We start from the raw sequence: 11,341 nt of genomic DNA on the forward strand, positions 1-11,341 counted from the left end.
ACGAACTGAAACTACAACCAGTGCACCTGTGTTTAGTTTCCTGGTCTAGCTGGTGCCCGTTGTCCTATGAAAAGTTCGGACTCCTCAAACGCCCCACACTAACAGCGTTTATCAATTCTCAAATTAAAGGTGAATATCATGGAAATCTCAATGCAAGTAATCGTCACAGCCGCCAAACGTTACGACTTTGACGGTAATAAAGGCGCTCAGATCTACACACTTGGCGACATGATCGAAGAAGACGACCGTATCGGTTGCCCTGTTATGAAACTTACCGCTGAATACGGCGTTGTGGATAACCTTCGCGGCGTTAAATTCCCCGCGAAATTCGATCTTAAATGCAACGTCCAGGTTGGCGCAAAAGACTCAATGAAATACCACGTTATTGGCGCTATGCCTGTCCTCTCTGGTCAACAAGAAAAGGTTTCTCAAACTGCTAAAGCCTAGTCGTGAAGATAGCGGGCCGTTTTCAGAGAGTCGCTGTTTACTCATCTGAAAAACCGCAATCACTGCGAGTTATTAAGGGCCATGTGACGCAATAAATTGATAGATAACAACCGAGTTCGTCAGGTCCTGAATGGGTCAGGACTGGCAACAATCAGAGCGGTTCATGCGGGTTGAACGCTCTGAACCTAATAGAGAAGCAATTATGAACCTAAGTCCTGAAGACTTTGATCGACTTTACAGCCTGCTTTACGCAGGCGGGTTTTTCGTCATCTTTTTCTTGGCATCTATTCGAGGGGGGCAACGATGATTGATTGGGCAAATATAACCTTTTATGACGTGCTGTCTCATTACTCGATGGCGGCCATTCTCGGCTACGGCTGGGGATTCGGGCAACTTTGGTTTCAACGTCTCTCTGAAACCGCAACATCCAGTAATTAATACAGGTGATTCATGTTTAAGAATGCTTATACAAAAGCTAAAAGCTTGTCCTCTTCTGCTTACGCTAAAGCGGGTGTAGCTACTTCACTATCTCTTATGTCCCTTGGGGCTCATGCGGCCTTATCAGCAGAAGAACAAGCAGCTGCTGATGCTATCACGCTAAAGATTAACGATTTGCTTGCGATGGCATGGAGCATCGTTCCTATCGTTGTTGTGGGCTTCATTGGTATCAAGCTGTTCAAAAAATCTTCAAATGCTGCGACCTAACATTTCACGATGCTAAGCAGTCCATAACAGAGGGGGCTTTCGGGCCTCCTTTTTTTGGGGTTTTTATATGAGATATTCTAAGTACTTCCTATTTTTATTCGTCTTTGTATCTTGCTCATCTCACGCTGCCTTAGTGGCAACCAGAACGCTACTCGATAAAACTTATAATTATTATGACACCTGTATTTCTGCAGGGTATTCATTAACAAATACCTCGTATGGCGGCAGGACATATCGTGCTTGGGATAGAGTAAGCGCCAAATTAAATACTTATTTCACGTGTTATATTGATGAGACAGGCACGCAGCACGGCACCTCATCAGCTGACTCAGATCCCGATCCAGATCCTACCCCCGATCCTATCGACGATACACTTCCTGTTTTTGGTCCTGATGATTTTCCTATGGGCGATAGTGATCGTTGTGAGTCAGGAAAAATAGTGTCTTCTTATTACGATGCAAGACCCGGATTTCCTGAGGCCTGTATCCCTATTAATGGTACGACGTGCTGGGCTAAGCGCCATGCATGGGGTATCGGTGTTGGTTATAAAGTTAATTACCGACTCACGGGTATTGGTTGTATTCAAGACGGTTCTTCTGGCAGTGCTGAAGCGTCGTTTCCTTCTGATCACAACATTATTCCTATTGGTGATATTGGAACACCACCCCCTGATGCGCCCGATGATGTAGACCCTTTTATTCCTGATGTAATTCCTGTTACCGATGTCACTTACTTAGGTGATATTGATCCGGCGGGTCAGGCTGAAACAAACATTCCTGATACCAATGGGAATACGCCTTCAACCACGCCTGATACTAATGGAAATAGTACGGGTGGAACGGGCACAGGTAGAGCAACAGTCGGCGGTAATTCTGGTTCCGGCTCTGGCTCCGGCTCTGGTTCTGGGTTGTTAGGACATAACCCAACTGATTTAGATCCCGGTACGTGTGATCCAACACAATTTGTGTGTTCAGCACAGTTTGATAATGCAATGAAGGCCATTACTGAGCGACAAGATAACTTACAGGAGCTGCAAGAGGAAAAGATAAAAGTTGATGAAGAGAACACAAAGAAAGCGATAGATTTTTTTAATGATGATATCGAGTTTGCAGATGGACTGTCTGCTATTGCGGATTCAAAGCTTTTCGATTTACAAAAAGATGCGAACGAAAAGACACAAGACGTTATTGATGAACAAACGGGTACGCAAGGCGATTTTCTTAATAGTGTTTTTGACAAGATCTTCCCCAATATGTTGCCGCTTGGTGGTGCTTGTCTGCCGTTAACGTTCGTTAAAAATAACGATGTGACGGCTGAATTCACGTGCGATGATGCCGCCCCCATTCGCCAAATTCTTGGCTGGCTCTTTGTCATTTACACCATGCTGCATATCTATTACATCGTTTATAACAACGGAAAGGAACGTACATAATGCCTTTATTATTCCCTTTACTCGGTTCTTTACTGCTTACGATAGCTACACAGTTTCTTAGCTTTTTCTTAAAGTATTATTCTCGTCGTATCGCCTTAGTCATGGCGTACTTTGCATTGGTAGCGATTTTTTGGCTCGCATTTGCCGCGGCAATAACGCTCGCATTTAACGGACTTTATATTGTCGTACCCGCGTATGTAAAACCCGCTTTTGCGATGTTCTTACCATGGCAAACTTCTGTTTGTTTATCTGCTATAGGCACGGCTCATATGGGCGACTTCCTATTAGGCATTAAAAACAAATTGGCTAAACCAGCCTTTGGGTATTTCTAATGGCTGTCTATTTCATCACGGGAAAACTGGGCTCAGGTAAGTCACTCATGGCGATTAAAATCATGAGAGATTACCTGTTTGAATGCCGAACAGTGGCATCGAACTTAGACATTAACCTGAAATATATCGTCGGACCTAAAGGCAAAACAGTAAAAGCCTTTCGTATTCCTGATCGTCCTACCTCTCATGATTTATTAGCCATTGGCCGAGGCAACAACACCAAAGACGAAACTAAAAATGGTGCCTTGTTCTTAGATGAGTGCGGGATCTGGTTTAACACCCGTAATTGGAATGCCAAGGGTCGACAAGACATCATTAATTTTCTGTTGATGGCCCGAAAACTCGGTTGGGACATTTACATCATTGTTCAGAATATCTCGCTGATTGATAAACAAGCGCGTGATTCTGTGGCTGAGTATGTCGCCTACTGTACTCGTCTGGATCGTCTACACATTCCCTTTCTTGGATTCTTCTACAAGCTGATCACGGGTAAGCGGTTGCCACTGCCTAAGATCCATAACGCTGTTGTCAGGATGGGGACAAGTCATAACGGCATTAAGTCTGAAACATGGACGCTGGTAGGAACGGATCTTTACAGCGCTTACAACACACAACAAATCTTCCTGCAGGACTCATCCGAACAAGCCGTCTTTTCGTATTTGCCGCCTGTGTATTACTGCAAACCTTATAAGCATACGTGGGGGTCTATTATGCGGTTAACCAAGATTTATTTGAAAAAGTACAAACGTTTTCCACTCATCTTCTCCGGCGTATTACTGGGCTTACTAATCAGCACCTTTTATGGCGTCAGTGATTTGATAGAACCTGTACTAGAAGAAAAGAAGCCTCTACCCAATGCCAGTATCTATAAGGATTACTGGATCAATGGCTATACACAGTTACCTGGTGAACATACCACTTACAGCATCACCAATGGCAAAGAGTCATTTTCTTCGGCTCAGCTGATCAACTCCGGTATTTATGTATTCAGTGTTGACCGCTGTTATATCCAGCTAACGAATAAAACTAAACGGTCACCTGTCGATATCCACTGCAAAGAGGGTGCATTATGAGTTCTGTTAAATTCGCCATATGTTCCCTGCTGGTAGTTATGTCTTTTTCAGGTGTGGCACATGCCGAATCATTGATTATTACCAATGGTTCTATTCGTGTGTTGACCGACTGGGTTACAAAGAAAACGGGCAAGTCATTTATCTATCAAGAGGGCATAGATACCAAGCTGAATTTGAATATAGAAGATGCAGAAAAGTTTAAACCTCTCGCGTTACTTGAAAGCGTTCTTATCTCATCGAATTTATCAATTACTTATGTAAACGGTGTGTATCTGGTTTCTGAAGAATCGGGTGTTGAGTCAAACCTTCTTATGTCTGACCCGAGATTAATGCAGGTGCCTCCAGGTTCAACAAAAGATGTCATTGAACCATTCGATTATCCAATGAGTATTCAGGTTTATAGAGTCTCAAGCGCTAATCTTGATCATGTGACGCAAACTCTTTTGTCAGTTCTTCCCACGATGCAGACTGAAGAAAGCTTGAAGTTTGCACATGAGCTACCTTCTTTTACAGCGTATGCATCTGCGTTAAATGAATCAGTGGTCGTGACTGTTCCTTCCTATCTACACCCTAAAATAGATCGTTTAATCTCGCAGCTCGATATTAAACAAAAGCAGGTTTTAGTAGAGGCTGTCATTTATGAAACATCAGATCTACATCAAGAGGCGCTCGGCTTTAACTTTCGTAACCTAAAGCTATTCGAAGGCCTTAAAGTAGACTTTGGTGTCAGTCCTTCAACGGCTTTTACCGTCCCCGGACTGGGTATCTCGTACAGCTCTGGCGCATCCATAAAAGCACTGCTCAATGCACTAAACAGCGATGACACAAGTCGGGTTCTTTCTACACCGTCTTTGCGTGTCCTTGATCTTCAAAATGCCAATATCGATGTTGGTCAGGAAGTTCCTTTTATAACTACTCAACAAGTGAATGATGAAGGTCGTACCGTGAATACCATCGAGCGTAAGAATGTGGGTTTGAGTCTTAGCGTCAGGCCACAGATTTATAAAGATGATATTACGCTGACGGTACGTATGACGACCGGCTCTATCAGCACAGATACAGTGGCTTCTGACCTTATTACCAATAATAGAACCATGAATACGTCTATCACTGTTAAAGATGGTGAGATGGTCTATTTAGGCGGGCTTATCATTGATGAAAAAACACTGAATAAGATGGGAATCCCCGTTCTTCAAGACATTCCAATATTGGGCTATGCATTCAAAGACCGCAAAAATAAAAGCAATCAAAGGAAATTATCAATTTTTATAAAGACAACACTCATCAACACATGAGCATTGCTGACGCGCAGCGGCGGCAGGGCTCATGTGTTGCAGGGTCACGACCCCTGTAACACGTGAAATATAACCCTTTAGCTATACCCGTTACCTGTGTGTTGGATGATATTTAAACAATTTTAATCAATTTCGTATGGTGAGATATGAAAAACCACGCTACTAGAGTTAGTTCTTATGATTTTTCTGAATCCAATACTGGTGATGTTTTTATTGGCCAAGACTTTCAGACTGATTTATCAGATATAAATGTGATCATGTCCTCTGTAGATACAGTTAGACAGCTATATCGTTGTACGCTTGATCAAAATTGGCTGTCTGAGTTTGAGAATAAAATCCTTACACACAGATCAACTGTTCAAAAGGTCCAATTGAACGGTTTCGATTTTATTCTAGGGTCTGGTGGTGCTTCTCGTTTTCAATATCGATTACAAAATAACGAACTAGGTATGATCGTATTCGTTAAGTCTGGATCAGTGAAAGGGGAGTTTGAAGGAACCCACATAAAAATAGAATGCTCACCTGGAATGCTATTACGTTACCAGGTTGATGTAGTTCAAGCGTGGATGGATGGTGTTGTTTCTGAACTAACGGAAGGTGAATTTAGTTACCAGGGCGTTGCAATACATTTAGCGGTAGATGTACAGGGGTGGGACGTTCCTAAAGACTTCATGCAACGATTACATTGCCGTTCTTCTAAACGTGTTTCTTATGATGGTATTGAGTCTGCTGAGTACACTATGGCGGGGGTTACAGCGACATACGGCGATAATGAGACCATGACTTTTGGCTCTGTAAGTTCTGTTCAATTCTCTAATTATGACAAGACTAAACAAATGGTTGTGATGGATAAGGCTGATTTCTTTAAGTCTGCCTGGTCTGGTGAGTTTGCTACTCCTCTATGCTTCTCTGAATATGATCCTGATAAGCCTGTAAGACGCTTAGAGATGCGTTTTCATCATAGTGTTATCAATCAATTTCATGAGGGATTACTCAGGCTAGACGGTGAAAAGGCGAGTTCTATGAAGTCCTATCATGATGTTTATCAACACTTGGGGGCTTTGTGGCGTTACTCCATGAATCAATTCAAGTTTATGTATAACGAAAACTGGTTTGATCCTACTTGGACAAAGTTCACACAAGATGCAAATTTCAGACAAGCTCATGATGACGCTAAATATAAGCGCGTTTACAAAGAACCAGGGCGAGATAATGCACGCAATATAGGCATGATGCTTGGGAACATGATCTCTATTTATGCCAGGAACAAAACCAAAGCACATATAGCCATTAAATCACTTATTAAGATGCCTCTCTGGGATGAAATCTGCGGATACCTCTCTGATAAAGGTATGACGTTTGAAGATTTCTATAGGTGGTTCCAAGATGCCTTGTTAGAAAGGCGTATGCGATCTAAGTGGGGTTAGTAGTTTCTATGTTCAGGGTGTTAAGCGTAAGACCTAAAGGTCGGTTCATGCATATTACCTAGGTTTCACTGTTTAAAGTGTTTACTTCTATTTGCGAATAGTAATAATTGTTATTTTCATTTCGTATTTGGGTGTTTTATGCAAAAGGGATTCGTTGTCTTGCTTGTTTGTTTCATGGCTACCGGTGTATTTGCGGGTCCTCGTCAGAGCGTTATTGTTCTTTCTCATTCTTATTTTGAAGATGATGGTCTTCCTTCTATAAAGTTACGGTTGCTGTTGTCTGGGAAAAAACGAGTTAAGTGTGATTTTTTTGATGGCAAGAGTAATAAATTTTCTCGAAAAGCTCGTTATGTTGATAGTGGTGTATATAAGGTTTCCTTATTTGGTAAACGTAAGTTTCATTTGGATAAAATTCGCTGCTTTAAAAGTGGGTAATGCAATATCTCTACGATTGAAGTGGGGTTAATGAATGATTAAGCAAAAAACTAATGGCCGGTGGCTAGTTGATATCGAACCAGTCAAAGGTAAGCGGTTCCGTAAAACGTTTGATACTAAGGCTGACTGCAAACGTTATGAAGCACTGATCTTATCGAAATTCTCTAGTAATGATGAATGGGTAAATCCTAATTCGGATAAGCGTTCATTAGTTGATATCGTTGATCTCTGGTATCAGCTGCACGGTCATACGCTTAAGGATGGCTTACGGCGACTCCATGCGTTGATTAGATTAAGTAATGATTTAGGAAACCCAGTAGCTTCTCGGTTAACGTCTTCTTCTTTCCTTGTTTATAGAAAGCAACGAGCTAATCTAGGTTTGAAACCTAAAACGCTCAACAACGAACTGACGTATATCAGAGCTGTGTTTAACGAATTGATAGCCCTACAACAATTGAACTATGTAAATCCGTTAGAAAAAGTTAGATCTTTGAAAGTCCCAGAAAGAGAACTTACCTGGTTAAACAAGGATGAGATTAATGAATTGTTAGCGGCTGTCGAAGATAGAGCTGCTTACAATGTAAATCCCCACTTACTTTTGCTGATTGAAATCTGTCTTTCAACGGGTGCTAGATGGTCTGAAGCTGAAGGTCTTAATCCGTCACTGGTAAAAAACAACCAGGTAACTTTTGTAGATACAAAGAATGGTAAGGCAAGAACAGTTCCTATTTCAGAAAACCTAGCAAATAGACTGCATAAGCATTGGAGTAAGTGTGGCCCGTTTACTAGTGCTATTGGTGCATTTAGGCGTGTCCTGGACAAAACAGGAATAGAGCTTCCTGAAGGTCAGGCAACCCATGTACTACGACATAGCTTTGCTAGCCACTTTGTTATGAATGGTGGGAACATTGTCACGTTACAAAGGATTTTAGGACACTCATCAGTTAAGACAACCATGCGTTATGCTCACCTATGCCCAGACTTTCTAAATGATGCTATTAAATATAATCCCATGAGTTGAAGTTGGTTTTTTGTACTATATATCAGTGGGTTGCGATCTATATTAAACCTTAAAAGCACTTGTAGAGATTCATGATAATATAGCCATCATAAGTATACTGTTAGCATTATAGGGAGGTTGTGTGATTATATTTATTAATATCCTTTGTTTGGTGTTGCTTCTATCTCCGGTGTTGCTTCTATCTCCGCTGTGGCTTCCAAAAGTGTGTGACATTTCCCTTATATCTCCTTTAAAAAACGACATTGAACTCATAGCTAAAAACCTGTCATGTATTAGTATCAAGGGCGTAGAAGATGAAGACTTCGAACAAAAGATAATTGCTCTTACATCTAATAAAGCAAAACTGTCAGGCAAAAAGAAACTGTTCGCCGCAAAAGATTACTTTGAAGAAGCGTTATCGCTCAATCCAAATTTTCGTGACTTGAAAATTGAGCATTCAACTGAAAACATCATAAAATTCGAAAAACTGTCTGAGTTAAAAGAAAAAGTGGAAGCACAAGGGTGGTTGTTTTTCGAAAGTGATTCAGCAACGGTTTTGCTAGCTAGCTATCTATGGGCTACAAAAGCGCTTAAAGCAAAGTAATACTAAAACGACATAGCTTTGCTAGCCATTTTGTTATGAATGGTGGGAGCATTGTCACGTTACAAAGGGTTCTAGGTCACTCATCAGTTAAGACAACCATGCGTTATGCTCACCTATGCCCAGACTTTCTAAATGATGCTATTAAATATAATCCCATGAGTTGAAGTTGGTTTTTTGTACTATATATCAGTGGGTTGCGATCTATATTAAACCTTAAAAGCACTTGTAGAGATTCATGATAATATAGCCATCATAAGTATACTGTTAGCATTATAGGGAGGTTGTGTGATTATATTTATTAATATCCTTTGTTTGGTGTTGCTTCTATCTCCGGTGTTGCTTCTATCTCCGCTGTGGCTTCCAAAAGTGTGTGACATTTCCCTTATATCTCCTTTAAAAAACGACATTGAACTCATAGCTAAAAACCTGTCATGTATTAGTATCAAGGGCGTAGAAGATGAAGACTTCGAACAAAAGATAATTGCTCTTACATCTAATAAAGCAAAACTGTCAGGCAAAAAGAAACTGTTCGCCGCAAAAGATTACTTTGAAGAAGCGTTATCGCTCAATCCAAATTTTCGTGACTTGAAAATTGAGCATTCAACTGAAAACATCATAAAATTCGAAAAACTGTCTGAGTTAAAAGAAAAAGTGGAAGCACAAGGGTGGTTGTTTTTCGAAAGTGATTCAGCAACGGTTTTGCTAGCTAGCTATCTATGGGCTACAAAAGCGCTTAAAGCAAAGTAATACTAAAACGACATAGCTTTGCTAGCCATTTTGTTATGAATGGTGGGAGCATTGTCACGTTACAAAGGGTTCTAGGTCACTCATCAGTTAAGACAACCATGCGTTATGCACACTTGTGTCCTGACTTCTTAAACGATGCAATTAAATACAACCCGATGGTTTGAAGTAGAAAAGCAAGGTTGCTTAGATGGCGTGTGTTTCGCTACTTCGTGGGACTAGTGCTGATTATAATGAATGTTGTTTGGGGCTGTATGGCTTTTGCATAACAACCAAATTATTATCAAGGTTTAATATGAATTTATTTCTTGTTTCTAGTAATGTGTCCGTTCAGAAAACGAGCTTGATTATTGAAAGCTCTGAGGTTTGAAGTAATCTAATTAATGGCTAGGTTGTCAGGGAGATAACATGAAGATATTTAGGCTGGTTATTGGTCTTTTTTTTATATTTTTGGGCTATAGCAATAATAATTTTCAACTTGTAAATGTCAATATGATGAGTGTGATTTTATGTATTGTTGGAGTGACCATGATTTTTTATTCATCTACAAGGAATAACAATAGTACAACTGGTAACTCTGGTGCCGGTGATATCGGTCACAGCAGTAGTTGCAGCAGCGATAGCGGTGGTGGTGATTGCGGTGGTGGTGACTGATTAAATAGAGCGGTAGTTTTGGCTGTTTGATGATTGGTAGTGTTGTTAGAAATAGTTCCTTTCGAAATATCCCTAAATACTAAAATCATATAGTGCGTTATTTTATCTAATTTTAGTGTGGAAGTTATATTATAAATTGGAATTCGTTGATTAATTTCGACACTTTTTCGACACATGCAGTAATTCTTAAACGCCAGACATGAAAAAGGCCTGTAAAAACAGGCCCTTGTCATTGTATTTTGGTGGAGGTGGCGGGTTTAGAATCTTGCATTATTTAATATTTACCTACTTGTAAGCGTTTGATGCTTAGATTCTCACAATAACCGACCTACTTGTGACTGGAAAAACTAATAAAACAGCTGTTATAGCTCTAATCAATTTGTCTGAAGTCGAGCACAGGTCATATTACAAAGGATTATAGGTATCCAATCAGTTAAGAAAACCATGCGTTGTGCACTTTTATGTTTTGATTTTTCACTATATGCATTTAAATTGAATCTGATGAGTGAAGTTATACGTACAAGATAGGGTTCATTGGCTTATGTTGATGAATAATCAGTACGTTATTCTTCACACAAACAGGCTGTTATGCATAAATTGGAGATCTAACACATGGCTGAAGGCATCGATAAATCTGTTTCTTTAATTCATTCGGCAAAAAAGTGGATGTCGTTTATTGTTCTTATTCTGATGACATTAATTGTCGCTATAGCGATAGTGGAGCTAGGGATAATTCTTTATTTAGATTTATTTGATCCAACAGATGATGTGCTTTTTCTTGAAATAGATGAATTGTTTAGAATTTTTGGCTTCTTCTTCATCATTCTGATTGGGTTCGAGCTGATAGAAACAGTCGAAATGTATTTCAAAGATAATGTGATACATGCAGAAGTTGTTCTATTAGTTGCCGTTATAGCAGTTTCGCGAAAGGTGATCTTACTGGATCTAGATAAATATGAGCCCTTAGCCATCATCGGCTTAGGTATTATCATTATCGCTTTAGGTGGCTGTTATGCACTTATAAAAGCGAGTTACAGAGCTAAGAAAGCATAACTCTGCGCTTATCGTTTCGACACTTTTTCGACACATGCAGTAATTCTTAAACGCCAGACATGAAAAAGGCCTGTAAAAACAGGCCCTTGTCATTGTATTTTGGTGGAGGTGGCGGGTTTCGAACCCGCGTCCGCTAATCC

Annotated in this window: 16 protein-coding genes; all 16 read left to right on the top strand. The window is 40.3% G+C overall.

Annotation, left to right across the window (positions count from 1 at the left end; translation table 11 throughout):
* Positions 1–138 precede the first annotated feature (138 nt).
* The 16 genes from QZZ55_RS12705 to QZZ55_RS12780 all read left to right on the top strand — a co-directional run bounded on the left by QZZ55_RS12705 (position 139) and on the right by QZZ55_RS12780 (position 11,201).
* A complete protein-coding gene (locus QZZ55_RS12705; protein WP_293267712.1) occupies positions 139–447 on the top strand; it encodes a hypothetical protein in 309 nt (102 codons plus the stop codon).
* Positions 448–577: 130 nt separating this feature from the next.
* Entirely contained in the window at positions 578–754 is a 177-nt protein-coding gene (locus tag QZZ55_RS12710) for a hypothetical protein (protein ID WP_293267713.1), read from the top strand.
* Positions 755–897: 143 nt separating this feature from the next.
* Positions 898–1,152, top strand: coding sequence for a major coat protein (locus QZZ55_RS12715; protein ID WP_293267714.1), 255 nt, complete (start codon positions 898–900; stop codon positions 1,150–1,152).
* Between the two features lie 67 nt (positions 1,153–1,219).
* Positions 1,220–2,584 (top strand): hypothetical protein, encoded by a 1,365-nt coding sequence (locus QZZ55_RS12720; RefSeq protein WP_293267715.1) that lies wholly within the window; start codon positions 1,220–1,222, stop codon positions 2,582–2,584.
* On the top strand, positions 2,584–2,916 hold the full coding sequence (locus QZZ55_RS12725; RefSeq protein ID WP_293267716.1) for a hypothetical protein: 333 nt from the start codon (positions 2,584–2,586) through the stop codon (positions 2,914–2,916). Before QZZ55_RS12720 ends, QZZ55_RS12725 begins: the two co-directional genes overlap by 1 nt.
* Positions 2,916–3,989 (top strand): zonular occludens toxin domain-containing protein, encoded by a 1,074-nt coding sequence (locus QZZ55_RS12730; protein WP_293267717.1) that lies wholly within the window; start codon positions 2,916–2,918, stop codon positions 3,987–3,989. The genes QZZ55_RS12725 and QZZ55_RS12730 overlap by 1 nt, the downstream gene beginning before the upstream one ends.
* The gene (locus tag QZZ55_RS12735; RefSeq protein ID WP_293267718.1) at positions 3,986–5,284 is read left to right on the top strand and encodes a hypothetical protein; all 1,299 of its coding nucleotides are present in this window, start codon (positions 3,986–3,988) and stop codon (positions 5,282–5,284) included. Before QZZ55_RS12730 ends, QZZ55_RS12735 begins: the two co-directional genes overlap by 4 nt.
* A gap of 146 nt (positions 5,285–5,430) precedes the next feature.
* Positions 5,431–6,711 carry a hypothetical protein gene (locus tag QZZ55_RS12740; protein WP_293267719.1) on the top strand — a complete coding sequence of 427 codons (1,281 nt, stop codon included), beginning with the start codon at positions 5,431–5,433 and terminating at the stop codon, positions 6,709–6,711.
* Positions 6,712–6,849: 138 nt separating this feature from the next.
* Entirely contained in the window at positions 6,850–7,146 is a 297-nt protein-coding gene (locus tag QZZ55_RS12745; protein WP_293267720.1) for a hypothetical protein, read from the top strand.
* A gap of 34 nt (positions 7,147–7,180) precedes the next feature.
* Positions 7,181–8,167: a tyrosine-type recombinase/integrase gene (locus QZZ55_RS12750; RefSeq protein ID WP_293267721.1), complete on the top strand. Its 987-nt coding sequence runs from the start codon at positions 7,181–7,183 to the stop codon at positions 8,165–8,167.
* A gap of 121 nt (positions 8,168–8,288) precedes the next feature.
* Complete coding sequence (locus QZZ55_RS12755) at positions 8,289–8,750, top strand: hypothetical protein (RefSeq protein WP_293267722.1); 462 nt, start codon at positions 8,289–8,291, stop codon at positions 8,748–8,750.
* The gene (locus QZZ55_RS12760; protein WP_293267726.1) at positions 8,750–8,914 is read left to right on the top strand and encodes a tyrosine-type recombinase/integrase; all 165 of its coding nucleotides are present in this window, start codon (positions 8,750–8,752) and stop codon (positions 8,912–8,914) included. Before QZZ55_RS12755 ends, QZZ55_RS12760 begins: the two co-directional genes overlap by 1 nt.
* Positions 8,915–9,035: 121 nt before the next feature.
* Positions 9,036–9,497, top strand: coding sequence for a hypothetical protein (locus QZZ55_RS12765; protein ID WP_293267722.1), 462 nt, complete (start codon positions 9,036–9,038; stop codon positions 9,495–9,497).
* Positions 9,497–9,661, top strand: a complete 165-nt coding sequence (locus QZZ55_RS12770; RefSeq protein ID WP_293267727.1) for a tyrosine-type recombinase/integrase — start codon at positions 9,497–9,499, stop codon at positions 9,659–9,661. The genes QZZ55_RS12765 and QZZ55_RS12770 overlap by 1 nt, the downstream gene beginning before the upstream one ends.
* Positions 9,662–9,902: 241 nt before the next feature.
* Entirely contained in the window at positions 9,903–10,148 is a 246-nt protein-coding gene (locus QZZ55_RS12775; protein ID WP_293267723.1) for a hypothetical protein, read from the top strand.
* A gap of 612 nt (positions 10,149–10,760) precedes the next feature.
* Positions 10,761–11,201 (top strand): phosphate-starvation-inducible PsiE family protein, encoded by a 441-nt coding sequence (locus QZZ55_RS12780; RefSeq protein WP_293267724.1) that lies wholly within the window; start codon positions 10,761–10,763, stop codon positions 11,199–11,201.
* Positions 11,202–11,341: the final 140 nt, after the last annotated feature.

It is taken from the genome of Neptunomonas sp. (assembly GCF_016744175.1).
Classification (GTDB): domain Bacteria; phylum Pseudomonadota; class Gammaproteobacteria; order Pseudomonadales; family Balneatricaceae; genus Neptunomonas.

Excerpts from the sequence above, each read along its gene's own strand:
- QZZ55_RS12705 (WP_293267712.1), top strand. The coding sequence starts at position 139 with ATGGAAATCTCAATGCAAGTAATCGTCACAGCCGCCAAACGTTACGAC.
- QZZ55_RS12710 (WP_293267713.1), top strand. The coding sequence starts at position 578 with ATGGGTCAGGACTGGCAACAATCAGAGCGGTTCATGCGGGTTGAACGC.
- QZZ55_RS12715 (WP_293267714.1), top strand. The coding sequence starts at position 898 with ATGTTTAAGAATGCTTATACAAAAGCTAAAAGCTTGTCCTCTTCTGCT.
- QZZ55_RS12720 (WP_293267715.1), top strand. The coding sequence starts at position 1,220 with ATGAGATATTCTAAGTACTTCCTATTTTTATTCGTCTTTGTATCTTGC.
- QZZ55_RS12725 (WP_293267716.1), top strand. The coding sequence starts at position 2,584 with ATGCCTTTATTATTCCCTTTACTCGGTTCTTTACTGCTTACGATAGCT.
- QZZ55_RS12730 (WP_293267717.1), top strand. The coding sequence starts at position 2,916 with ATGGCTGTCTATTTCATCACGGGAAAACTGGGCTCAGGTAAGTCACTC.
- QZZ55_RS12735 (WP_293267718.1), top strand. The coding sequence starts at position 3,986 with ATGAGTTCTGTTAAATTCGCCATATGTTCCCTGCTGGTAGTTATGTCT.
- QZZ55_RS12740 (WP_293267719.1), top strand. The coding sequence starts at position 5,431 with ATGAAAAACCACGCTACTAGAGTTAGTTCTTATGATTTTTCTGAATCC.
- QZZ55_RS12745 (WP_293267720.1), top strand. The coding sequence starts at position 6,850 with ATGCAAAAGGGATTCGTTGTCTTGCTTGTTTGTTTCATGGCTACCGGT.
- QZZ55_RS12750 (WP_293267721.1), top strand. The coding sequence starts at position 7,181 with ATGATTAAGCAAAAAACTAATGGCCGGTGGCTAGTTGATATCGAACCA.
- QZZ55_RS12775 (WP_293267723.1), top strand. The coding sequence starts at position 9,903 with ATGAAGATATTTAGGCTGGTTATTGGTCTTTTTTTTATATTTTTGGGC.
- QZZ55_RS12780 (WP_293267724.1), top strand. The coding sequence starts at position 10,761 with ATGGCTGAAGGCATCGATAAATCTGTTTCTTTAATTCATTCGGCAAAA.